This is a genomic window from Lactobacillus sp. WILCCON 0058 (genome assembly GCF_057198005.1).
Genome location: NZ_JBUBHM010000001.1, coordinates 678,295 through 701,892, shown reverse-complemented (window position 1 = coordinate 701,892; position 23,598 = coordinate 678,295). Strand labels below are relative to the sequence as shown.

Sequence of the window (23,598 nt, the reverse complement as noted above, 5' to 3'; positions counted from 1 at the left end):
TCTTCACAAGACCGGACTAATTGCCTTAATTATATGTTTTTTTACTTAAAATCCAAAGTAAAAAAACTGCTGTTAATCGTCCTCGCTTGTCAGGAACTTGTAAACAGCCCAGGCAAAGAGAGCCGTTGGCAGCAAGCCCGGTGAAAGTTCAACCTTGAGCTTAGTCCGGCCATTTTCATTGACTTTCTGGCAGCTATATTCGCCCAGCAAAAATTGTTTGAGTTTCATTGTTGCCCCCTGCACTCATAGTGTATTAACAGGCAATAACCATTGTCTCTACTCTTTTTATTATACTCTTGATTTGTTTGCAATTTATTGCATCTGTTATTTTATTCTGAAAAAACAGGAAAAGGCGAAAAAAGACGCGTGCATCAAGCACACGCGCCTTCTTTACTTAAACAGATGGAGATGAGGGGAATTGAACCCCTGTCCAAACGCATCCCGTCACTAATCTCTACGATCATAGTCATATTATTTAAGCTTCACCGGGGCAAAACGCCATATGACAGGGCCAAACAGCCACGGCTAACCTGTTAGTCTCTTCTTGCTTATTCAGGTGTGATAAGCAAGCGTATCCCGTAAGGTTGATACCGCAAGACCGCCACGGGCAGGCAGTCTATTGGCAGCTGGGCTGAACTAAGCAGCTACAGCGTATGAGTTTTCGTTTGCAGTTAATTTAAACTGTTTAACGTTTTAACGTAGACGTAACCTACGAATCGCAACCAGCGCGGGTCTGCGCCTGTCGAATCCCAAAACATCCCCGAAATAGAGAACATGATCATTTTAGCAAAAAATGACCATGTCCTCAAATATTCTGCTTAAAAACTTTTACTTAAGCTTGGCCAAACGGACAACGTCGCGTTCGATCATCAATTCTTCGTCAGTCGGAATTACCAAAGCAGCCAGCTTGGAATCTTCCTTGGTGATGAAGCCTTCGTCGCCAGCCTTGTTGGCTTCTTCGTCAAAGTCAACGCCCATAAAGGACAGGGACTTCATCACGTCTTCACGAACTTCATCGTCGTGTTCACCGATCCCGGCAGTGAAGACAACCGCGTCTGCCCCGCCCATTTCAGCAATGTAGGAGCCAACGTAGCGGACTACCCGGTTGATGAAGATCTCATCAGCCAGCTTGGCCCGTTCATCGCTGCTTTCCCGGATGTCGCGCATGTCGCTGGAGATACCAGAAATGCCCAGAAGGCCAGACTTGTGGTTCAAAATGTCAATCATTTCGTTGAAGTCGGTCATGCCTTCCTTCTTCATGATGTACTGCAAAACTGACGGGTCAACGTCACCTGACCGGGTCCCCATGGTTACCCCAGCCAATGGTGAGAAGCCCATGGAAGTGTCGTAACACTTGCCATCCTTAACAGCAGTAACTGAAGCACCTGAACCCAGGTGGCAGACAACCAGCTTGAGGTCCTTCAGGTCCTTGCCCAGCATTTCAGCGGCTCTGCCTGCCACGTAACGGACGGAAGTGCCGTGGGCGCCGTACTTGCGGGCCTTGTACTTCTCGTAGTATTCATATGGCAATGAGTAGAGGTAGTGAACCGCGTCCATTGACTGGTGGAAGGAAGTGTCAAAGACGCCGACTTGCGGCACGCCCGGCAACAGGTTCATGAAGGCTTGAATGCCGCGGCCTTCTGCAGGGTTGTGCAGAGGAGCGTAGTCAGTCAAGTCAAAAATCTTGTGGATGTTGTCCTTGTCGATGATTGCTGAGTCTGGGAACAATTCCCCGCCGTTCACGATCCGGTGGCCAACGCCGACAATTTCCTTGACGTCTTCAATAACGCCGTATTCCTTCAGCCAGTCCAGCAGGGTTTGCACGGCTGCTTCCTGGTTTGGCAGGTCAACTTCTGCTTCATGCTTAGTCCCATCAGCCAACTTCATTGAAAAGCTTGAACCATCGATACCAATTCGGTCGCCCAGGCCGGAAGCTAAGACACTCTCATCAGCTAATGAGAACAGCTTATACTTAAATGAAGATGAACCAGAGTTGATTGCTAAAATCTTATCCATTATTAAAAAACTCCTTTTACTCACTTCACAAACTTAATTATCTTTTTTAGTATACCACTCGTTCAGTTTAATATTAAGGGCTACCAAAGATTCTTCCTTCTTCAGGTTCTCAAGCTTTGTGAGCAAAACTTCCTTCGGCGGCTTGCTTTGGCCGTGGTTTTGGAAGATAAGGATACTTTTTTGATTTATCTTGCTTTGGAATAAGCTGCTTGGCAATTGCACGATCGCCTGCAGGTAGACCTTGCTGGCCAGCCATGGCATAAAGTCGGCCCCAACCGTCCCAGTCAGCATGTTCTGCGGCACTAAAAGAAAGGCAAAACCGTCTTCAGCCAGATTCTTGACGATCTGCTCAACGAAGAGGACGTGCGCGTAAGCGTGCCCTTCCTTGGTCCGGAGGTCAAAGTTCTTGGCGTTGTCGTCGTTCGCGTAAAAGCCGATCGGCAGGTCGCTGACCACTACGTCTGGCTTGACCGGCCAGTCGGTCAAGGCATCTTGGCAGTAAAAGTCGGCCTTAAGTCCCGCCAAGTGGGCGGCCACGTCGGCTAAATTGAGCATTTCTTCATCATTGTCCAGACCAACCAGGTCAAAACGGTCTTCTGAATGGTTCTGGGCCGCCAATTGCTGGTCAACTGAGAAGAGCAGGTTGCCGCTGCCAACTGCCGGGTCCAGCAGGACTTGCTTTTTCTTAGGCAGGAGCTTGTCCATAAACAGGGTCAAGACCGTGGCCAAAAGCGGCGGAGTCGGCATCTGGTTGGCATCCCGCCCGTCGTCATTGATGGCCTTAAGGACCAGGAGGCCATAGACCTGCTCTTTCTGGGCCTTTGACCAGTTCTTGTAGTCTAAAGCCGCGTAGCGCTCTTTAAGCTCAACCACCGTTTTTTGGTCCGGAGCCCCCATTTCCACGCGGATTTCCCCGCTTTCCAGGTTGTCAAAAGTTTCCACCAAGGCATCAGCCAGGGACACGTTCAAGGCTTCTTGCAGACATTCAACTGCCTCTAAAGTCTGCCCAAACAGTTCTTCAATTCTATTCATGACTTAGTCCACCCTTCTTTGCAATACATACCAATTCTAATGATTTACAAGGAAGGGTGCAAGAAATTTCACCCGTCCCATAAGTAATTTGCCAGCAGCTGGTTGATCCGGATAACGTGTTTATAAGCATCCAGATAGCTTTCAATCAGCAGTATGGTCGTGGCTAGCAGCAGCACGCTGGTCAGCAGGGCGCTCCCCTTTTGCCGGCTTAACCTGATCTGTTTTCTTATCTTCAGTCTTTTTCTCAGCCTCCTTGTCTTTTTCCGGTGCCTTGTCGACTTTAAAATACAAAATTGACCTTTTCCCATGTTCATTGATATGAACCTCCATCAAGCCATCTTTGGCCGCGAACGTTGCCCCCCAGATTGGCAGCAGGGTCATGTTGCCGCCATTTATTCCGGATCTTCTGACCCGAAGATTATTTCCGCTATTGTCCATTTCCAGAACATAGCCAACTTTGTCTATTTTTTCTTCTCCCTTCTTGTCATCCTTTTTCTCTTCTTTGATGAACATGATCTTCAAAGGATTGGAATTCTCTAGATCAATATAAGTCCGCTGGCTGTCTTTTTTCAAAAACTTGGACAACTGGACGTAAGAAAAGGCCAGTTCATTGGGGTCGTGCCGGTCTTTTTCAAAGAGGGTAAAAAGCTTAAGGCATGAGGACAAGAGAGATAGGCAAATCACCGTTACCAGGAGGGCGACCATGGTCTCCATTAGGCTAAAAGCCTTACTTTTGGCAAATCTTCCGCTGGGTTTCATCATACAGGTCTCCTTTGCCGGTCAAGACATACTCATGGTCTCTGACCTTGACCCGCTTGACCGGACACTCTTTCAGCATCCGGTAGGCCAGAGCCTGGTTGGCCCGCTGGCTTGACTCTTGCTCCAGCTTTTTAAGCCCGCTGAGGCAGGTAACCGCGGCAGTTAGTGCAATACAGACAATAGCCAAAGCCACTACTGCCTCCAGGGCTAAAAAGCCTGCCTGCTTACTTTTCATTGATCTTCCCCCATGACAGCAAAAAGGTGTATTTTTTAACATACTCTTCTTTCCCCTTATCCATCTTCGTGACTATCAGCGTAAAGGCTTGGCTGGTAATCCCATCACTGTTGACAATCAAGCCAGTTTTTCCACTGTAAGTTGTAACAACCGTAATCCCATCCGGAATCTTGAGGCTCTCATGTTTTCCGTCTTGAATGACTTCGAGTTTGCCCTGGCTATTTTGGTTGTAGATCACGACTCTCTTTCCCGTAATAGCAGCGCTTCTGATTTTCTCTTGAAAAAGCCCCGCCGCCTGCCGGCAGAAGCGGTCAAAATTGATCTTGTCCTCAAAGCCTTGAAAACTCATCTCCCCAATTCCCAGCAGCATCCCCGCGATGGCCAGCGTGATCACCGTCTCCAGCAGGCTGAAGGCCTTCTGCCTCATTCTCCGCTCTTGGCGAAGTCACCGATCGCCAGCTTCTTGTCTTCAGCCTGCTTCTCCTGCTTTTGCGTCAAGTAGTGGGCATCCACCATTTCCTGGAAAGAGACCGGGGTCTTGCCCGTATTTTCCTCATATAGCTCCACCTGGGTTCGGATGGTCGTGGTAAAAGCATCGTTAGTCCGCTTGTCGGCATGGTCCTTTTGGGCTAGCAAATTTGGCGAAATTAAGAGAACCAAGGTCGCGATGATGGCCACCACGATCACCATTTCAATCAGGGTAAAAGCCCGCTGGCGTTTTGGCCAGAATCGTCTTAAATGTTTCATTTGCTTTTTTCCTCCTCAATAACTAAAGCTGCTGCATGCTGTCGTAGATTGGCAAAAGCAGCTTCAAATACATCCCAATAATGCACAGGCCGATCAAGATAAAGCAGACCGGCTGCACGTTGACAATCAGCTTGGAAAGCTTCTGGCGCAGGCGGTTAAACAAAAGCCGGGACAAAAGCAGGCACTGCCGGCTCAGCTCTCCTCGCTCACTGCCCGCTTGCAGCAGCATCAAGAGGTCCTGGCATAAAAATGGCTCCTTCTGGATGACCTCTTCTACTTTCTTGCCCCGCAAAATCGCGTCTCTTGCCCGCCTGCCCACTTCTTCTTGGAGAGACCCCGGCGCCTGCCGGCAGGCAAAGTCGCACATCTGCTGCAGGGAAAAGCCGCTGGCCAAAAGCATGCCCAGGTCATAGGAGATCAAGTACTGGCCATACAAGGCCACCACCGGCCCTAAAAGCGGCCAGGTCAAGAGCTTTTTAAAAGACTGATAGTCCTGCTTTTTCATGTAAGCTGCCGCGATAACGACTAACATGATGACCAAGACCAGCAAAAAGACTAAAACAAGCAAGAGCAGATCCCCCTGCTTGGCGGAACTGCCGGCAAATTCTACCGACAAAAATTTCTGCATGAAGAGCAAAATCAAGGTCATCATCCCCGCCAAAACAAGTGGATAGGCCAGTTCTCCCTGCAATTTCTTGACCTGCTCATTCTTCATCCGCCCCAAAAGGGCCAGCTGGGCCAGGGATTCATCCAGCCGCCCTTGACTAAGTGCCATGTCCAGCTGGGTCACGGTCGTTTTGTTAAAGCCTAGCCCCGCCAGAAGCCGGCCCAGGTCTTCTCCTTGCCGCATCTGTTCATCCAGCCGGGCCAGCTGCTTTTTCCGCTTGGGCCAAAGCAGGGGCAACAGCTGCAGGCTCTTGGTCAAGGAAAAGCCGTTCTTGAGGCAATTGGCCAAAAAAGCCAGCAGCTCCACCTGCTCACTCTGCTTCAGCCTAGCCGCCCTCATATTGCCTTGCCACATCCTCGCTTATCTCTCCTTTCTCCACCAGCTTGCTTAAGTTTTCCTCCCAAACGGCGAAATTCCCTCTGACCGGCTGCGCTAAGGCTGCCAGCAAGTCCTCCTTGCTGGCCAAGTCCAGCAGGCAGGCCGGGCCTTTTTGGCCTGGCAGAAGGCGCTGGTAGGACACCGCCGTCAAGCAGTTGACCAGCTCGTTATTTTTAACTCCCAGGCTCTCCAGACGGGAAATGGTTTGGTAGGTACTTTTGGCATGCACTGTGGCTAAAACCAGGTGGCCGCTTAAAGCCGCGTCAACCGCCAAATGGGCTGTCTCTTCATCGCGGATTTCCCCGATGATCAAGACGTCCGGCCGGTGGCGCAGGGCCGCCTTTAAGAGGCTGGCATAGCTGATCCCGGCACCGGCATTGACCTGGGCTTGAAAGAAGCTCTCCTCATACACTTCCACCGGGTCTTCAATGGTCATCACCATTTTCGTCTGGCTGAGCCTTCTGGCTAATTCATACATGGTCGTGGTCTTCCCCGACCCCGTTGGCCCGCTGGTCACGATCATCCCCCGCCGCCAGCAGAGGTCCACCAGGTCCTTAAACTGGTCCGGGAAAAAGTACCGGCTCTCCCCCAAAGCATAGATGATCCGGATCACCAATGAGTCCTTCCCCCGGTAATCGCCCACGCTAGAAAGGCGGAGCCAGTAGTCCTGCCCCGCCAAATTGACAGCCATGCTGCCAACCTGGGGGCGGCGGTGTTCAGCAATATCCATTTCGGCTTGGTACTTAAACCAGTTGACTAATTCATTGCCCGCTTCCAAGGTTAGGTCCGGCCTTTCTTCCAAGTCCCCAGCCCGCAGGCGCAATTTATATCCGCCCTTCTTGGGCAGGAAAAAGATGTCACTGGCCCGGATCCTAACCGCTTCTTCCAGCATTTGCCGGGCTTTGTCTTCAACTTCCACAAGGTCCTCCTTTCTTTTTCTCTTTTTCCTCCTCCACTTACTAGTACGCCAAAAGTGCCGATTTTTTTCTGAGAAGTCAAAATTTTTCCAAAAAATCGCAAAAGAGCATAAAAAAACACGGCTTTCCGCAGAAAGTCGTGTCTTGTATAGCTTAATTTACAGCTTGAATTATTCTTCGTCGTCAGCTGCAGCGGTGTAAACATTGGAAACGTCATCGTCGTCTTCCAAAGCGTCAACCAGCTTTTCGAATTGTTCCTTCTTGTCGTCTGGAACTGGAGTGGTGTTTTGCGGCACCATGGTCAGTTCGGAAACTGCCAACTTGTAGCCAGCCTTTTCCAAAGCATCGCGGACAGCAGTAAAGCTCTTGGCGTCAGTGTAGATTTCGTAAGCGTCGTCGCTGGTTTGCAGGTCGTCGCCGCCGGCTTCCATGACGTCCATCAGCATTTGGTCTTCATCCGCGTCAGTTGTTGACCGGTCGATTACAATGTAGCCCTTGCGGTCGAACATGTAGGCAACTGACCCAGTAGCACCAAGACTGCCGCCGTTGCGGGTGAAGGCCACGCGGACGGATGAGGCAGTCCGGTTCTTGTTGTCAGTCAAGGCTTCAACCAGGATGGCAACGCCGCCCGGTGCGTAACCTTCGTAAGTTACTTCATCGTAGTGTTCATCTGAGTTGCCTTCAGCCTTCTTGATGGCCCGTTGGATGTTGTCCTTTGGCATGTTGGCAGCACGTGCCTTGTCCATGACCAAACGCAAGCTTGGATTACCTGAAGGGTCAGGACCACCACTCTTTGCAGCCATGTAAATTTCACGGGAGAGCTTTTGGAAAACCTTCCCTCTCTTAGCGTCTTGCGCATTCTTGCGGCCTTGAATATTGTGCCATTTTGAATGTCCTGACATTTAGGATCCTTCTTTCTGTAATTAATATAATCAACTTTTTTATCATAACTCAGGAAAGGCAGAAATTCAACGGTTTCAGCCCTTAAATGGCCGATTTTTTTCGCTCCCGCCCCTGCTTTATTTGATAAAAAATCACCGCCAAAACAATGGCCAAGAGCGCTCCGCTGGCGTCCAGCATCACGTCGTGTACGCTCGGCGTCCGGTCCCCGGTCAAAAACTGGTGGAACTCATCCATGGCCGCGAAGGCAAAGGCGCTGGCCCAGACAAAGAGGGGCCCGGTCCACTTGATGACAAAAACTCGCCGCAGACCTAGGTAGGCAAAGAGGCCGTAGAAGAAGTAGCTGGTAAAATGGGCCAGTTTCCGGACCACGAACTGGGTAAAGCCGGCCGATCCGTCAGTCTTGACATTGTGCCAGACCCCGCCGTAATAAATGTTGAGCCGGTGAATCAAATCTTCCAGCCAGCCCAGATAGGTATGGATAAAACCTGCCTTCATCTTCTGCTCATGGTAGGTCATCGAGCTTGAGATGAAGAGCATGACCAAAACGGCCAGGGCCAGGAGGAGGTAAACTTTTTCTCTTTTACTAAACTTAAAATCATTCATGTCGTTTATTTTACCATCGATCGAATCCTGCTGCTTGACTTTTACGATTTTTTCCCGTATTCTATTATGATTTGCAGGCGAGCTGCAGATCTTGAAAGGAAAAGACATGAAGAAAAAACACAGACAGTTAATCATCTGGCCAATTCTTTTTTTGGCCACTCTCTTTTTAGCCGGCTGCGCAAAAAATGAAAAGACTTCCAGCAGCCAGATCAAGATTGTGACTTCGACCAACATTTACGCCGACATCGCCCAAAATATCGTCGGCAAATACGGGAAAGCTACCGCCTTGATCGCCAACGGCAACTCCGACCCCCACGACTACGAGCCAACGACCAACGCCGCTAAGACGGTAGCTGGGGCCGACATCATTGTCGCCAACGGGATGGGCTATGACAGCTGGATGGACAACCTGGCCGCCTCCAACGACAAGAAGGCCGTCAAGGTCGGGGAAGACTTGCTGCAGCTGGATTCCAGCGCCAACCCCCACATCTGGTACAACTTGTCCATGCCGAAAAAGTACGTCGCCTACCTGGTCAAGGAGCTGAGCAAAATTGACAAGAAGCACGCCAGTTACTACCAGGCCCAGGCCAAAAAGTACCTGAAAAAGATCGACAAGATCGACCAAGTCGCTGACCAGATCAAGGGCGAAAAGGCCAAGCAGGTCTTTGTCAGCGAGCCGGTTTTTGACTACGCCTTAGAGCGGACCGGCTTTAAGATCGGCAACAAGAACTTTGAAGAAGCTACTGAAAAGGAAACTGACCCAAGCGCGGCCGTGATTGCTAAGATGAATGAGGCCATCAAGAAAAAGCAGATTGCCTTCTTTGTCAACAACACCCAAGCCAGCTCAGACATGGTCAAGTCCTTCGTCAAGAAGGCCAAGAAGCAGGGCATCCCGATCCTGGAAGTCCGCGAAACCATGCCAAACAAGGTGGCTTACGCCGACTGGATGCTGGCTAACTACCAGAAGCTGGCCAAATTGGCTGAATAAGGAATAGAATAATAAACGGTGACTGCATCCTCAGTCACCGTTTTTTGTATGTCATCAATCTTGTAAAAATTCCTTCAAGTCCCCAATCTGCCGGCTGGCATCCCTGACGCCGACCTGGTAGACCGCCTTAAGGCGCCTAGGATCTTTCTCCATGGCGCTGACGTCAATATCTTGGCTGGGCCGGAAGACAAAAAGCCTTCCAGCTGCCTCTTCTCTAGCGATATAAGCCAGGCAGTCATTGTATTCCTGGTGCCGCTGCTTGAGGCGCGCCACGACAGCCGGGTACTTCTTCAAGACCCGGTCAACGACTGGCTGCAGGCGTGACGGCTCTTTCTGGTAGCCGGCTGGCTGGGTCAAAATAACCACAGCTTTATCATAGCCTTTCTCCAAAAGAAAGCGGACCGGGATTGAATCGCTGACGCCCCCGTCCCAGTAGGCGTGGCTGCCGATTTTAACCGGCCGGGCAAAGAAGGGAATCGAGGCTGAGGCCCGGATCCAGGCCACGTCCCGCCCCTTGCCAGTGGTCAATTTGTGGTAGGCTGGCTGGGCCGTCTCTACGTCTGTTGCCACGCACCAGAAGTCCATCGGGTTTCTGGCAAAAGCTGCCGTGTCAAAAGGATCCAGGCGCTCTGGCAAAGTGTAGTAGCAAAAGTCCGCCCCGTAGAGGTCACCTGTTTTGAGCCAGGACCGCCAGCTCTTAAACTGGGGCCGGCCGCCGTAGCGGAGGTTGTAGCGCAAGACCCGACCAGGCTGCAGGGACTTATAGTTGCAGCCAAAGGCCACCCCGGCTGAAACGCCAACCGCCCCGTCAAACTTGATCCCATATTTCATAAGGACGTCGGTCACCCCGGCCGTGTACAGGCCCCGCATGGCGCCGCCCTCCATCACTAAACCTTTCTTCATGCCGTCCCCCCTTGTCATCCTTTTACTTGCCCCAGTGCTCCTTGATAAACTGGGCACGTCCTCCGGCTTCTTCAGCCGCGTAGCGGTCCGGATGCTTCAAATAAAATTGCTGGTGGTAGTCTTCAGCTTCATAAAATGGCGCGGCAGGTTCGATCTTGGTCACGATCGGATCATCAAAGCGGCCGCTTTCCGCCAGTTCCTGCTTGGACTTTTCCGCTGCCGCCTTCTGCTCTGGTGAATTGTAAAAAATCACCGGCCGGTAGTTGTCTCCCCGGTCCTGGAACTGGCCGCTGGCGTTAGTCGGATCCGTCACCTGCCAGTAGTAGCCAAGCAGGTCTTCATAAGACATCAGATCCGGGTCAAAAACGATCTTGACCGCTTCCGTGTGGCCAGTCGTGTGGCTGCAAACCTGCTCATAAGTCGGGTTGGGCACATGGCCGCCCGTATAGCCAGCCGTAACGCTCTCGATGCCCGGCAAAGTGTCAAAAGGAGCGACCATGCACCAGAAGCAGCCGCCCGCGAAAATCGCGCTGTCCAATTTTTTCTCCATAAAATCACCTCGTCATTTTTTCACTTAGCTTTAATTGTACTCCAAAGAAAAAAGATAGGAAATCTTCTGCTCAGAAAATATTCGCCCGGGAACCGCTATCATGGCTAAAAGGCTGTTTTTCCCCTTATAAGTAATGTAAAATAGGTTTTGCTTTTAAAAAATTAAGAATTGCTAGATTGGAGATGAAAATGGTATCGCTGAACAAGTCCCCGGGCCAGACTTCTTGTTAGTGAAATTTGCTTAACAGGAAGGATTTTTTATGGACGAATTAGATAAAAAGGGAAATTATATTTCCTGGCAGACTTTAGCCATGATGGCCTTTGTCACGGTCATCGGGCTGGAAGACATCATGTACAACTTCCAAAACCAAGGGATGGCCGTCATCACCTCCTGGGTTTTGATGATGTTCCTTTACGTGGTTCCCTACGCTTTGATCGTTGGCCACCTGGGTTCAGTTTTCAATCATGAAGGCGGCGGCCTCTCCTCTTGGGTCAGAGCCACTGACGGTGAATTTTTAGGCTACTTCACGGCCTGGACCTACTGGGCCGCTTCGATTCCCTACGTGGTCGACACGGCCAACTGCCTCCTGGTCGACGTTGGCTGGGGGCTGACCGGGACTGACGAGTTTGAGGACCCGAAATTCCTTTCAACCGCCATGTTTACGGCCATCACCTTTGTCATCTTTATCCTTTTGACCCTGCTGGAACACAAATTCTCCAAGTCAATGGAAATTCTGTCCAACATCGGGGGCTGGGCCATGTTCATCATGACTATCCTCTTCGTGCTTCTGGCCTTCGCCGGCCTGGCCAAGTCCGGCGGCAAGACTGCGACGCCATTTACCTGGAAGACCATCATCCCCAAGTTTGACCTTAAATACTTCTCAACCGTGGGGATGCTGATCTATGCCGTCAACGGGTCTGAGCTGGTCGCCCCTTACGTGACCCGGATGAAGGACCCTAAGCGGGAATTCCCTAAAGCCATGATCGCTCTGGCCCTCATGACCTGCTTTTTGACCATCTTTGGCTCAATTGCCCTAGGCATCTACATCGATGCCAACCACATGCCAAATGACTTGAAGATGAACGGTGAATACTACGTCTTCGGTGCTATGGGCAAACAGTTTGGCGTGGGCAACCTGTTTGTCTACATCTATGCCTGGGCCTCATTCTTCTACAACGTGGCCCTCTTGTCCGTTTTGCTCGATGCCATGACCAGAATGCTGATCTCCGACACAGGGGACAAGTACATGCCGAAGTTCCTTAAGAAGACCAACAAGGATGGCCTGCCGATCAACGGCTACATTTTAACCGTCTTTTTGAGCGGCTTCATCATGGTTCTGGGGATTTTCCTGCCAGACATGAACGACATCTTTAACTGGCTTTTGAACTTGAACGGGATCATTTCACCGGCAGTTACCTGCTGGATCTTCTACTCCTTCATGAAGGTCCGGGGCAAAAATTCCTCTAAGTACCCGTCAGTTTACCGCTACATTAAAAACGACACCTTTGCCTGGTGGGTCGGCTTTGCCCTCCTGGCTGTCACGGCTATCGCTACGGTCTTAGGCTTTATGCCCCAAGACGTCAAGGAAGGCAGCTGGGTTTGGTGGTATGAACTTTCCATCAACATCGTGGCCTGCCTGGTCCTGATCGGCCTGGGCGGGATCTTCCCGGGCATCCGCAGAAGAGAAGAAGAATATGGCCTGGCCTTTGACCAGCAGCAATGGGCCTGGATGATCACTATTGTCCTGGGCTCAATCGTCTTCAATGTCTGGCTGGGCGGGACCAATATCAAGCTGCGGGCCCTCTACATTGTCATTGAATCAGCCATTGCCCTCTTAGCTGTTTGGCTGATCGGCCGCCGCTTGCCAAAAGGGGCAAAAGTCAGCCGGTAAAGACAAAAAGGACCAAAAAACAATATTGTTAGACAAAAAAAGATCTGCACGAGCGTGCAGATCTTTTCATTTTGCTTAAATTACAATTTCCGTCTTTAGTAAACTGGCCGGACATAACCCGCCGTTTCCGGCTGGGAGATGCCAACGCTGGCGCGGGAGTACTGAGCGGGATCGGCCATGATCTTCAAGACCAGGTCAGCCACGCTGGCTCTTGAAACAGAGGTGCCGACGAATTCGTCATAGCGGCCGGTCAAGGAATACTTGACATCTGGCCAGTCAGTCAAGGCCGGCATTCTGATCAAGGTGTAGTCCAGGTCAGCTTCTTCCAGGCGGTGGGCAGCTTCTCTGGCTGGCAAAAAACGGCCAGAGCCCACCCATTCGTCAACCCAGGTGCCGAATTCCCCGGGAATTTCGTAGTAAAGGCCGGCCAGGCTCAGTTCGATCACCCGGTCAAAGCCGTTTTCCTTGCTGGCCTTGACCAAGTTCCGACTGATCACCGTGAACTTCTTGTCGTCAACCTTGCCTAAAAAGACCAGGTCAGCATCCCTGGTGACTTCCTTGATCTTTTCCAGGTCAGTCGCTGCCCCTTCGGTCAGCTTGATCCGGTCAGCCTTTGCCAAGTCAGCTAAAAGTTCCGGCCGCTGGGTCAAAAGCTCCAGTTCAACATCGCTGAACTGGGGGTCAGCCAGCAAGTGCTTGATGACCAGGCGAGAAATCCGGCCGGTCGGGTGCAAAATGACATACTTTTTCATAAACAAATCCTTACTATTGCCATAAACAATTAAAAATTTTCTTACAACTTACACCCTTAATTGTACTCGCTTTAAGCGTTTTCGTAAAATCCCGGCCTAAAGCTGGTCTAACAGGCCCTGGCAGCCTCGGCTGATGTCCTCGAAAGCCTGGTCAAAGTCATTTGTATACCATGGGTCATCAATATCATCAAAACTGCCGGCAAACTGGAGCAGCTTGTACTGCTTTCTTTCCGGGTCTCCCCCGCAGATCTGGTTCATGGCCATGAAGTTCTCGCTGTCCATAGCAATTAGGTAGTCATACTTGTCATAGTCTTCCCGGGTCAAGAGTTGGGCCCGGTGCTGACTAAAAGGCACCTCGTGCTTGGTCAGTTCCCTTTGGGCCCGGGGGTCCATCGGATTGCCAACCCCGCCAATGATTTCATCGCTCGTCACGGCTGCTGAAGCAACTTCAACCTGGTCAGCCTTGCCGGCCTGCTCAAGCAGCTGCTTCATGATAAATTCGGCCATTGGCGACCGGCAAATATTGCCATGACATAAAAACAAAATTTTCCGCATTATTATCACCTTTCCCTAAAGTGTAAGAAATATTATAGCATGCAGCTTTTTCAATGAAAAAAGAGACGCCTTGGCGTCTCCTTCTTAATCTTGGTTTACAGCCGCGTAGATCTCAGCTTTCTTGTCGCTTAAAGCTTGGTCCAGCTGCTTGGCCGCGTCCAGGATATGTCTTGGGTAGTCGCAGACCTTCCCGGTCCAGATCAGCTTGATCAGGTCTTCTCCGGCTTGCCGGTCCTTGACTTCCTGCAGCTTAGCATTCAGATCTGCTTCGCTGGCTTCTGGCATGACCGCCACGAACTCTTCCCCGCTGATCCGGTAGAGCTGGCGGATATCAAAGCTTTCAGCCAGCCAGTCGGCCGTCTGCTGCAAAAGCAGGTTCCCTTCCTGCGGGCCATGATCGGCATTGTAGTCCCGCAAATTGTAGAGGTCCAGGTAGAGCAAGGCGGCTCTTTGCCGGTCACTCTTCAGCTTCTCAAGTTTTTCCTGGTAAGCTCCGGCCCCGCCAAGGCCGGTCAAGTGGTCGCTGGCTGCCGGATTTGCCAATTGCTGCAAGCGGCTAACTACGCTGAGCTTGGCTGCCAGATAGCGGGAGTATTCGCCCAGCAAGTCCTTGGCATAAGCCAATTGATCTGCATCGAAGTTTTCTACCCCCAAGTAGCCTAAAAGCTTTTTGCCTGTAAAAAGCGGGTAGAGCAGAATGCGGACATTCTTCCGGTTCAAGTCATACAGTTCCCGGTCAAAGCGCAAGCTTTCCATATCGCTGATGTAAAGGTATGGCTTCTGCCCCCGTAGGCGCTCGCAGTAAGATACGATTTTCTCTGACAGAGCATCTGAAATCTTGCCCATAAGGCTGGACTTCTTGCTCCATTCATATTCAAGCTCTGCCTTATCCTTGCCAGCAGAGAACATGTAAACTCTTTCAGGCTTGATCAAGCTGGCCACTTCAACCAAGGAGAAGTTGATTTCAGAAGCATGGTCTTCTGGCCCGTTCAAAGTCCGGGCCAAGGCCGCGCTTTGCGCTGCCAGGCTGCCGGCCCGTTTAAGGGCGGCCAGGCGCGGAGCATTGTCTTCTATCTTGGTAAAGGCCATAGCCACACAAGCCGGCTGGGCAGCCGGCAAAATCGTGAATTCGCACCAGGCCTCCATATGCTTGCTGTAAAGGCGGTGGCTGCTGGCCCGGCCGGTTCTCAGAACTTCCAAAGGCAGGCTGGACCACTGGACTTCCTCGCCTGCCAGGGCTGCCGTCAGCTTTTTACCCAGCAATTCCTCTTTAGGCAGCTGCAAGAGCTGGCTGAAAATCCGGTTGACAGAGACAAATTCACAGTCTGCCTGCTGGCCGTCCTGGTCATAAAATGGCCGGACAACTACATAAGGCAAAGGCAGGTCTTCAAATTTGCCAGAACTTGCCTGCTTTTCCTGGGCCTGGCTGGATAAGAGCAAGACCTTGAATAAAGCATGCCCCTGCAAATTGACTAGCATCTTAAAGCTCAGCTGGTATTCCCGGGCAGAAACCGTTAAGCTGGTCAGCTGTTCATGGGTTGACCGGGCAGCTGCTTTGGCAAAGGCCAACATTTTCTCCTGGCTGGCCTGGTCTTGCCAGGACAAAGAACGGTCAGTAGCCAGAACGACCCCAATTTGCGCCGCAAAAGATCTAAAGGCTGTATTGAGATAGTAGGCGGTAAACTTTTCTGCTTCCCGGTCATAATCGAGAATGGCCAGAGGCTGGTCAACGTTGACGTCAACTAAGCCGGCGGTTTCAAAGTAGGAGTTTTCATCCAGCCCTTCCCATTCAACGCCTAGTTCTTCCAAGCGGTCAACCACTTCCTGGAAGGTATTCGGCTTGCCATAATAGTAACCTTGAACTACTTCACAGCCCACGTCTTTCAAGAAGGCAATCTGTTCCTTGCTCTCCACCCCTTCACACAAGGTGTGGACTCCCAGGCTCTTGGCCATGGAAATTAGCGGCTTGATAACCTTCTTGCTCCGTTCGTCGAACTTCCGCATGAAGATCATGTCCAGCTTGATTTCATCAAAGCCGTACTCTTTCAAGGTGTTCAAGGATGATGCCCCACTGCCGAAGTCGTCCATCAAAACCTCAAAGCCATTGGCGTGGAAACGGTCGATGGCCTTCTTGATCTTGACCGGGTCTTCCGTCAAGATGGTTTCAGTGATTTCCACCCGCAGCATTTCCCGGGGAATATCATACTTTTTAACTAAATCCAGAAGGACCTGGTTAGGGTCGCTGGTCACGAAGTCAGTCCGGGACAGGTTGAAGGAAATCGGCACGATCTTGCCGCCTGTGTCCAGCTGGTGCTTGATCAATTTAGCCGCTTCTTCCAAGACATACAAGTCCAGCTTGTAGGTCAAGTTGCTGGCTTCCAGGACCGGCACGAAGCGGCCTGGTGACATGAAGCCCCTGGTCTGGTCATTCCAGCGGGCCAGGGCTTCCAGGCCGGCCAGCTTGCCGTTCATCAAGTGTACTTGCGGCTGGTAGTAGACCTGGATGTCACCGTTAGCGATCGCTTCATCAATATGGTCGACCACGAACTTAGTGTAGGCTGATTGCTCACTGAATTCTTCAGTGTAGACCCGGTAGCACTTTTCTGCCCCGTCCTTGACCTCGTCGCAGGCGGTCTTGGCATAGTCGCATTCGGTTTCGATGCTCTTGCTGCCATCAGAATAGTAGATCCCGGCCTTTAGGTAAAGCTTAAAGGACAAGTCGATCTGTCCGACCCGGCGGTTGGCTTCTTCGATCCGGTCCATAACCCCGTCATTGTCTTGATCAAAAACGACAAAGTGGTCGTTCCCGAACCGGGCCAGGTTGTCCGGACCAAAAATATCCCGCAGGATTTCCGCGACCTGCTTCAAGCATTCGTCACCTTTTTCGTGGCCATTGATCACGTTGTAAAGCTTGAACTTGGCCAAGTTGATGTAAACGATGGCCGGCATGATTGACGGGTCTTCTTCCCGTTCTTTGGTGATTTTCTGCGTCAAGTAGTACTGGGTATAAAGGCCCGTCAAGCGGTCATAGTTGACCATCTTTATGTAAGTGTCATCCTGGCCCTTTTGCTGCATGTTATCCAGTTCTGACAAGAAGTACTGTCTGAACATCAGAATCTGGCTGAAAAAGAAGCCATAGCGCAAAGCCGCGTAATCATCTATCGCGTGTTTTAGAGCGAGATAACGGTATGCATCTATGCCGATACATACAAGGATGATGACGAAAGTCGCGAAGTAGGACCAGTGAATTAACTGCCTGGTCTTGTAAGCTGCCTTCACTGATTCCTGCTCGGAGTCATTCTCCTTTTCTCTTTTCGCTTCATTTGCCGCCTTATAAGCCTGGTAGATGTCACCTAAAATCATGGCAATCGCGCTGATAAAAGCAGCAATGATCATAATGATCAAAAAGGGGCCGTCGCTGGCGAGGTCTTCCCCTTTGCTCCAAAAGCGCCAAAGAACATAAAACAGATCCAGCATGCTTAAAGCAAAAGCAAAGTTAGTATACAGCTGCTTAGGATATTCCAACTGCTCATTGATCGCCATGATCAGCAGATATGGCATCAAGATCATCACCGGATAGGTAAACAGGCGCCAGACATGATATTGGCCAAAAAGTACCGTCAGCTGCATTTCTTCCTGCATCTGCATGACAGAAAACAGGATTGTGGCAATTGAATAATAGATCAAGCTTCGCTTAAACTTGCTTTCCAAAGGAGCAAAGAAGGCAAAGAGTAAGAGAGTCAGGCCCAAGACAGCTGAGATGATCCCCATGGCCACCCGCAAGGCATTTTTTCTAACATAATTGGCCAAAAAGGCCCCGTCATTGCCCAGACTGCAGGCCGTAAGCTTGCCAACTGGCTGGTAAAAGCCCTTTAAAGTCAAGCGGACCTGCTTGCCGGCTGAACCTGCTGGCAGGCTGATACTGTTGGTAAAACTCTCATAGTGTTCCGTCAAGCTCAGCCAGTCAGCCGCGATCTCCGGGTGGCTGGAATAGATCCTTTTTTGCCCGATATAAGCATCGATCTGCTTGATATATCTGGAGAAAAAAATGATCTTGTCCTGGCTTTTCACCTTTTTAGGCAGGCGGTAGTAGATCGTCAGCGTCCCATCTTTGCCGGGTTTAAGTTCCCTGGCGTCAACTGCTTTACCGTTCTTATCAGTCCATTTCTGCTCAATGTCAGTCAAGGGGGCCGTTGAGTAAATGCCTTTAAAATTTCCCTGGCCCCGGCCCCAGAAACTGACGATGCCCAGGGCCAGCACGATTATGGCCATGATCAGCGAATAGAAAATGGCATGATTATTTCTCTTCATCACTAAACCTCATTTCTCTTTGCTCCCAGGCGGTATCAGCGGTAGCGCTTGTGCGACTTATAGAAGTCGTTCTTCTGCCGCTGCATCTTCCGGTCGGCTCTCTCGACCGATTCTTGCAGGTAGTGAGAGTCTGGACACCATTCGGCTCCAATTGAGATTGACGGTGTCCCTGGCACGGTCATGCTCTTTTCAAAAGCCGCGCAGTGGGCTTCAAATTCCATCCGGCTGCTCTGGTCATCCAAAACCACGAACTCATCCCCGCCGACCCGGTAAACATGGTCGCGGCCAAAAGCCTGGCTGATAATCTGGCCCGCCGAAATCAGCAGTTCATCCCCGGCATCGTGGCCTAGCTCGTCATTGGCTTCTTTCAGTCCATTCAAGTCCATAAAAGCCACGCCAACGGTTCTTGAGGCTTGCGATTTTTTGTAGTAGTTCAGCTTGGCCAGGTAAGGGTGGCGGTCATTCAGCTTGGTCAAAACGTCAGTATCTCTTTGCTGTACCAAGTTCAAGCCCATGACCTTGGCCCCAACGAAGTCAGCCGCCAGTTCAATCAAGTTGTGAAAGTCCATGTTTAAGCCGGCATCGAGGTTTTCCACCACAACAGTGCCGCGAATCCGGCCACGCTCATAAAACGGCGCCAAAAGAACATTCTTTAACTGGTAATCATCATCATAGGTCGCAACAATTCCTGGAAAGCGCAGACTAATTTCAGCTTGATCAGCCAAAAACATGCTGTCTTGACCAACCAGCTCTTGCAGCTGGCTATCCAGATCTGGCAAGTTGATCTGCTGCTGTCTCTTTTGTGCAGATTTCAAGCCTGGCCGATTCCAGCAATAAGTATTTTTGACAAGGTCATTTTCGCCTTCCATTACGACAACCCGGTCTGCCCCAAGGTCCAGACCCAGCTTGGCCAGCCCCTTGTTGATAGCTGTTTCCATCTGGTCATTTTCAACGTTCAGGATTTCTGAGAGCTGAACGATTTCATTGGTGGTATTCTGCTTTTGCTGAATCTCCCGCTCGCTGCGCTTTTGCTCGTCAATATTGATCATGACCAGAGAACGTGTACCAGGAACCGAAGCCTTGGCTGTAATGTATTCATACCAGTGTCCTGTCTTTGAGTGGAAGATGCCCTTCCGGATCTGTCCAGCATCGCCAGCAAAAATCTCCTTAATCCAGAAATCTAGCTTCAGCTTGACGAAATTAGACATCTTGTTGCCCAGCAGCTTTTCCCGGCTCTGGTCCATGATTTCAGCGTAGGCCTGGTTGACGTAGATGTACTGCATGTCAACGACCTTCTTTTCCCGGTAGATTGGGGACAAAATGATGAAAGGAATCGGCATGTCCCGATACTGGTCGGCATTCAAGCTGAAGTTGGCCGTTACCCCTAGATCGCCCCTGGCGGGGTCATGGTAAACCTGGTTGGCATTATAAGAGGTCAGAACATCAATCAAGGCATAAGCGTCCGTGTGGGGATTGTATGACAGAATCCGCTGGTAGCCCTCAACGTAAAGGTTGTTGGGATAGCTGTGCACGCTGTAGTGCCACTCAGTCTTGTGGCTTTTCCAGTATTCTTCATCAATCCAGCCCTTAAGGTCCTTGAAAAATTGGGGGCCAACTGATTTGAGCTCAGTCGCGAAGGGGTGCTCTTCCATTTCTTCTTTGGTCACTGACCCGCAACTGATCAAGTAGTGGGTATAGCCTTCATTTCCTCTTAAGTAATAGAGCTTGCCGTCCCTGTATTCCAAAAAGCCCAGCGGGGTCCCCTTAAAGTAGCGGTCCAAAACTGGGTCTGGATCATCAAAGGTCAAGTCGCTGTTGTATCTTTCCTGCATGAAGTGGGGCCGCTCCAGGCTCATCATGCCCACGCTGTTGTAGTAGTCTGATTCGCTAAAGCGTTCCATGTTGGCTTCCGGACCCTCGATCCACTTCTTTACCGCCTGGTCAAAAGGCAGTGGCTGGCCGAAATAGTAGCCTTGGGCCGCGGCGCAGCCGATTTCCCTTAAGGCCAGCAATTGATCGGCATTTTCCACCCCTTCGACAATCGTATCGATACTCAGCTCTTCAGCCAGCTCAACCATTTTCTTCAAAACGGTTTTTGACCGCTTTTGGTCGGGATCCTTGATAAAGCTTGCATCAAACTTAATGCAGGAAACAGGAGAATTGTCCTTGATCAAGCCAATTGAGGAGTAGCCTTCACCAAAATTGTCAACCCAGACGGAAAAACCTTTTTCCTTAAACAAGTAGATCTGTTCCCGGATCTTGTCAGCATTGAGATTGCGGGTGTCATTGCTGATCTCAATGACAATGAATTCCGGTGACAAGCCGCTTGCTTTCACCTTCCGGCTGATCTCCTCAGCCATATTGCACTGGTCAAATTCTGAACTGAAGAGGTTGAGGGAAATAGCAACTTCCAGGTAGCCTTTTCCCTGCATCTTTTTCAGATCAGCAATCACCTTGTCAGCCATGTACAAGTCCAGCTGATACAATACCCCTGCTTTATCCAGAATCGGAATAAACTGCTCATTCAGCAGCAGCCCGCCATTCGGTTTGCGCCAGCGGGCCAGGGCCTCCCAGTTTCCGCTCTGCCCGTTTAAAATACGGACGATTGGCTGGTAGAAAGGTTCAATCCAGCCTTCCTTCAAGGCTTGGTCAAAGTTGGAAAGGATGTAGTTCTCCAGTTCCAGTTTTTTTCGGTTCTGGCTGGTGAAATAAGCAACATGGGCATTAACGTCCTTACGGTTGTTGTTGCAGGCCACCGCGGCGTATTCACAGACCTTTTTAATATCTTCATAAACCAGGCTGCCAGCGTCATATACCCCGATGCGGACTGACAGGCTGCGGCCGCCATTGATTTGCCGGCTTTCTTTAAGGAAGGCAGCCAGCCGGTCTTCAAGATTCTCATGCTCCGTAAAAGCATAGAAATTGTCTTCAGTAAAATGACCACAACATTCTTCTCCAAAATTTCGCCTAAGCAAATCAGCAAAGGCCGCCAGAAGGCGGTTGCCTTCAACATAGGAATAGCGGTGGTTGAAATGGCTGAAGCCAATCAGGTTGAAGGCCAGCATGACCGGCTGCTTGCCCTTTTTAAAAAGTTCCCGGCAACCCAGTTCCGCCAGCTCGTAAAAGTAAGCTGCTTGTGGCAAGCCGGTCAAGTCATCACGCAGGGGCTTAGCCTGATTTCTCCCTGCTTTCGGCATTGCCCGGTCGCTAGCCAGCAGCTGCTGAAAGCGGGCTGGTGACATTTCCGTATACCAGACCATGAAGGCAGACTCTTGATCAAGCTCGACCACCTTTCCTTGGGCTTGCAGGAGAGAATATTCCTTCTGCCCTGGCAGCTTGATCCGGTAAAAATTTTCATAGCTGCCGGTCTCCTGCTTGACAAAGGAAGAAAAATCCGCCTGCACCAAGGCTAGGTCATCGGGATGAAGACCCGTAAACAGGTCCTGGCCCAGCATTTTTTGGAGGTAAGCTGCAGGCAGGCCATAGAGCTCGCCCAGGCCCTTGGACACGGCCACGACTTTAATATGGTTATCCTTTAATTGATAAAGTGCTATTGGAGCTTCGCTTTCAGCGATTCTAGCCAGCTCAGCCTGCTCATCATTTTTTCTCATAAACACGCTCCTAAAAACCGATGCTTCCGCCAAAATCAGCCTTTAATTTTTAAACATAAATTAAGCTATAATTAAAGCAACATCGATTATCCAGTATTAACCTATTCTTTATATTATATAAAAGTTGTTATACCAGAGCAAGTAGAGTCACCCTTTCAAAGTAAAACATCATTTTTCCTGCAAAAACAAAAAGCCAAGACTGTCCGTCTTGGCTTAAAAAACTATTTTAATCATTTTTGGCTTCTTGATCAGCACTTGGCTCTTTTTTTGCCCGGTAGCGGCAAATGTCCGCGTAAAGCAGATAGCCAGCCAGGACCAGGGCCAAAAGAAAGCCAACCCAGCTGCCCCAGGAGTAGGTAAAGTACATCTTGGAATAGACTTCCTGCTGGACCATTTCCGTCAGGGTATGCGTGATAAAGACCTGGAAGCCAAAGGCACTGACTGACCCCAGTAAAAATGGCAGCCAGGATAGATAGCGGTTAAAAAACAGCAGGGCCACGCCCAGCAAATACAGGACGCAGATGATCCATAAGGAAAGCTGGTAGATCTGGGTAATCTGCTGCAGCTCTCCTTCATGCACCTTGAGTTCGCTGTTGACCAGGTAAAGGATCAAATCATCCATAAAAAGCTGAACCTTGTTTTTAGCTGGCAGCTTCAAGTCGCTGGACTTCAGCTGCTTGTTTTCCCGGTAGCGGGAAACCAGCCGGTAAAGGCTGAGATAGGACTCACTGATCTCTACCTTGTCTGGCAATTGGGCGACCAAATCTTCCTTCAAGCCCGATTCAACCGCTGCTTTAGCCGCGATCGACATGGCACTGCCATCGCTTTGATTGGCAAAAGTGTCAATCAAGCTGGAAGCATAGTCCTTGGTCTCATCCATTTTAAAAGTAACGGGGCTGCTCAACAGAGCCACCAGGGAGACTATGGCAGCCAGGGTGCACAGGCTTTTGCGCAGTATTAGTTGACTTTTTTTCATAGCAGGCTTCCAAGATAATATCCGCAAGTCAAAAGGACAGCCCCGCCCAGGTAACTAGCCAACAGGTAGCGCTTAAGGACGCGCTTTTGCCCATTTTCAGCCAAAGAGACCATTTCCGTGTTCAAGGTAGAAAAAGTCGTAAAGCCGCCCAAAACGCCGGTGCCCAGAAAAGCATAGACAACCACTGGCAGCTGCAGGGCAAAGGCCAGGCCCAGCAAAAAGGCACCCGTCAAGTTGATCACAAGCGTCGGCCAAGGGAAGGTCGTTCCTTTCATCCAGTGCTTCTTGCCGTAACAGGTCAAGCCGTAGCGGGCTACCGCCCCCAGGCTGGCCCCAAATCCAACCGCGAAAATCATCTTGTTACCTCCTTTCCAAAAGTTTGTCTGCGGCAAAGTTGGCCGCCTCTTTGCCTAACCAAGCAAAAAGGAAACCGACCGCGATCGTGCCGATGAAGTAGACCAAAGCCCCAAAATTCTGTCCGCCGATCAAGAGCTTAAAGGCATCCAGGTTAAAGCTGGAAAAAGTTGTAAAGGCTCCGACAAAGCCCGTTCCCAGGCCCGTTGTCAGCCAAGCCCGCGCGCTTGATTTTTTCAAGAAAAAGTAGGTCAGAAAGGCCAGCAGAAAGCAGCCTGAAAGGTTGGCAATCACCGTCCCGTAAAAAGAAAATGCTGCTGTTAAGCCATAGCGGGCCAGGCCACCGAAAAAGGCAAAAAAAGCCACGCTAAGATAATTTTTTACTGCATCCATTGTCCACCTCATCTTGCACGTAATAACGCACTAATTACTAGATTACATCAGAAAGCG

At 50.5% G+C, this 23,598-nt stretch carries 22 protein-coding genes and 1 other RNA gene; 2 read left to right on the top strand and 21 right to left on the bottom strand.

Features of this window, described 5'->3' with window-relative positions:
- Positions 1 to 72: 72 nt before the first annotated feature.
- The 12 genes from ACYVUU_RS03445 to ACYVUU_RS03390 form a co-directional block, all read right to left on the bottom strand.
- Positions 73 to 228, bottom strand: coding sequence for a hypothetical protein (locus ACYVUU_RS03445; RefSeq protein WP_439775790.1), 156 nt, complete (start codon positions 226 to 228; stop codon positions 73 to 75).
- A 172-nt stretch (positions 229 to 400) separates the two neighbouring features.
- Positions 401 to 762: a transfer-messenger RNA gene (gene ssrA, locus ACYVUU_RS03440) on the bottom strand.
- A gap of 66 nt (positions 763 to 828) precedes the next feature.
- Positions 829 to 2,016 (bottom strand): acetate/propionate family kinase, encoded by a 1,188-nt coding sequence (locus ACYVUU_RS03435; RefSeq protein ID WP_439776420.1) that lies wholly within the window; start codon positions 2,014 to 2,016, stop codon positions 829 to 831.
- Positions 2,017 to 2,049: 33 nt separating this feature from the next.
- Entirely contained in the window at positions 2,050 to 3,048 is a 999-nt protein-coding gene (locus tag ACYVUU_RS03430) for a class I SAM-dependent methyltransferase (protein ID WP_484499956.1), read from the bottom strand.
- A 141-nt stretch (positions 3,049 to 3,189) separates the two neighbouring features.
- A complete protein-coding gene (locus ACYVUU_RS03425; protein ID WP_484500880.1) occupies positions 3,190 to 3,807 on the bottom strand; it encodes a type IV pilus modification PilV family protein in 618 nt (205 codons plus the stop codon).
- Positions 3,776 to 4,042 carry a type IV pilus modification PilV family protein gene (locus tag ACYVUU_RS03420; RefSeq protein WP_484499955.1) on the bottom strand — a complete coding sequence of 89 codons (267 nt, stop codon included), beginning with the start codon at positions 4,040 to 4,042 and terminating at the stop codon, positions 3,776 to 3,778. Before ACYVUU_RS03420 ends, ACYVUU_RS03425 begins: the two co-directional genes overlap by 32 nt.
- Positions 4,032 to 4,469 carry a pilus assembly FimT family protein gene (locus ACYVUU_RS03415; protein ID WP_484499954.1) on the bottom strand — a complete coding sequence of 146 codons (438 nt, stop codon included), beginning with the start codon at positions 4,467 to 4,469 and terminating at the stop codon, positions 4,032 to 4,034. The genes ACYVUU_RS03420 and ACYVUU_RS03415 overlap by 11 nt, the downstream gene beginning before the upstream one ends.
- On the bottom strand, positions 4,466 to 4,789 hold the full coding sequence (comGC, locus tag ACYVUU_RS03410) for a competence type IV pilus major pilin ComGC (protein ID WP_484499953.1): 324 nt from the start codon (positions 4,787 to 4,789) through the stop codon (positions 4,466 to 4,468). Before comGC ends, ACYVUU_RS03415 begins: the two co-directional genes overlap by 4 nt.
- A 22-nt stretch (positions 4,790 to 4,811) precedes the next feature.
- Complete coding sequence (locus ACYVUU_RS03405) at positions 4,812 to 5,810, bottom strand: type II secretion system F family protein (RefSeq protein ID WP_484499952.1); 999 nt, start codon at positions 5,808 to 5,810, stop codon at positions 4,812 to 4,814.
- Positions 5,782 to 6,753: a competence type IV pilus ATPase ComGA gene (comGA, locus tag ACYVUU_RS03400; RefSeq protein ID WP_484499951.1), complete on the bottom strand. Its 972-nt coding sequence runs from the start codon at positions 6,751 to 6,753 to the stop codon at positions 5,782 to 5,784. Before comGA ends, ACYVUU_RS03405 begins: the two co-directional genes overlap by 29 nt.
- A gap of 168 nt (positions 6,754 to 6,921) precedes the next feature.
- Positions 6,922 to 7,653 carry a YebC/PmpR family DNA-binding transcriptional regulator gene (locus ACYVUU_RS03395; RefSeq protein ID WP_484499950.1) on the bottom strand — a complete coding sequence of 244 codons (732 nt, stop codon included), beginning with the start codon at positions 7,651 to 7,653 and terminating at the stop codon, positions 6,922 to 6,924.
- An 82-nt stretch (positions 7,654 to 7,735) separates the two neighbouring features.
- The gene (locus ACYVUU_RS03390) at positions 7,736 to 8,257 is read right to left on the bottom strand and encodes a VanZ family protein (RefSeq protein ID WP_484499949.1); all 522 of its coding nucleotides are present in this window, start codon (positions 8,255 to 8,257) and stop codon (positions 7,736 to 7,738) included.
- Positions 8,258 to 8,363: 106 nt separating this feature from the next.
- On the opposite strand from ACYVUU_RS03390, the gene ACYVUU_RS03385 reads away from it, so the two are divergent.
- Positions 8,364 to 9,245, top strand: coding sequence for a metal ABC transporter solute-binding protein, Zn/Mn family (locus ACYVUU_RS03385; protein ID WP_439775329.1), 882 nt, complete (start codon positions 8,364 to 8,366; stop codon positions 9,243 to 9,245).
- A 54-nt stretch (positions 9,246 to 9,299) separates the two neighbouring features.
- On the opposite strand, the gene ACYVUU_RS03380 is transcribed toward ACYVUU_RS03385, so the two are convergent.
- On the bottom strand, positions 9,300 to 10,148 hold the full coding sequence (locus ACYVUU_RS03380; protein WP_484499948.1) for a patatin-like phospholipase family protein: 849 nt from the start codon (positions 10,146 to 10,148) through the stop codon (positions 9,300 to 9,302).
- Between the two features lie 22 nt (positions 10,149 to 10,170).
- Positions 10,171 to 10,698, bottom strand: coding sequence for a peptide-methionine (S)-S-oxide reductase MsrA (msrA, locus tag ACYVUU_RS03375; RefSeq protein ID WP_484499947.1), 528 nt, complete (start codon positions 10,696 to 10,698; stop codon positions 10,171 to 10,173).
- Positions 10,699 to 10,957: 259 nt separating this feature from the next.
- On the opposite strand from msrA, the gene ACYVUU_RS03370 reads away from it, so the two are divergent.
- Positions 10,958 to 12,589, top strand: a complete 1,632-nt coding sequence (locus tag ACYVUU_RS03370) for an APC family permease (RefSeq protein WP_484499946.1) — start codon at positions 10,958 to 10,960, stop codon at positions 12,587 to 12,589.
- Between the two features lie 95 nt (positions 12,590 to 12,684).
- Here ACYVUU_RS03370 and ACYVUU_RS03365 read toward each other — a convergent pair whose 3' ends face one another.
- The 7 genes from ACYVUU_RS03365 to ACYVUU_RS03335 form a co-directional block, all read right to left on the bottom strand.
- A complete protein-coding gene (locus ACYVUU_RS03365; RefSeq protein WP_484499945.1) occupies positions 12,685 to 13,341 on the bottom strand; it encodes an NAD(P)H-binding protein in 657 nt (218 codons plus the stop codon).
- Positions 13,342 to 13,437: 96 nt separating this feature from the next.
- Positions 13,438 to 13,896, bottom strand: a complete 459-nt coding sequence (locus tag ACYVUU_RS03360) for a low molecular weight protein-tyrosine-phosphatase (protein ID WP_484499944.1) — start codon at positions 13,894 to 13,896, stop codon at positions 13,438 to 13,440.
- 84 nt (positions 13,897 to 13,980) lie between these two features.
- On the bottom strand, positions 13,981 to 18,207 hold the full coding sequence (locus tag ACYVUU_RS03355) for an EAL domain-containing protein (protein WP_484499943.1): 4,227 nt from the start codon (positions 18,205 to 18,207) through the stop codon (positions 13,981 to 13,983).
- Between the two features lie 35 nt (positions 18,208 to 18,242).
- Entirely contained in the window at positions 18,243 to 21,818 is a 3,576-nt protein-coding gene (locus ACYVUU_RS03350; RefSeq protein WP_484499942.1) for an EAL domain-containing protein, read from the bottom strand.
- Between the two features lie 226 nt (positions 21,819 to 22,044).
- Positions 22,045 to 22,794 carry a hypothetical protein gene (locus ACYVUU_RS03345; RefSeq protein ID WP_484499941.1) on the bottom strand — a complete coding sequence of 250 codons (750 nt, stop codon included), beginning with the start codon at positions 22,792 to 22,794 and terminating at the stop codon, positions 22,045 to 22,047.
- Positions 22,791 to 23,150, bottom strand: coding sequence for a fluoride efflux transporter CrcB (crcB, locus tag ACYVUU_RS03340; protein ID WP_484499940.1), 360 nt, complete (start codon positions 23,148 to 23,150; stop codon positions 22,791 to 22,793). Before crcB ends, ACYVUU_RS03345 begins: the two co-directional genes overlap by 4 nt.
- A gap of 4 nt (positions 23,151 to 23,154) precedes the next feature.
- Entirely contained in the window at positions 23,155 to 23,541 is a 387-nt protein-coding gene (locus ACYVUU_RS03335; RefSeq protein ID WP_484499939.1) for a fluoride efflux transporter FluC, read from the bottom strand.
- Positions 23,542 to 23,598: the final 57 nt, after the last annotated feature.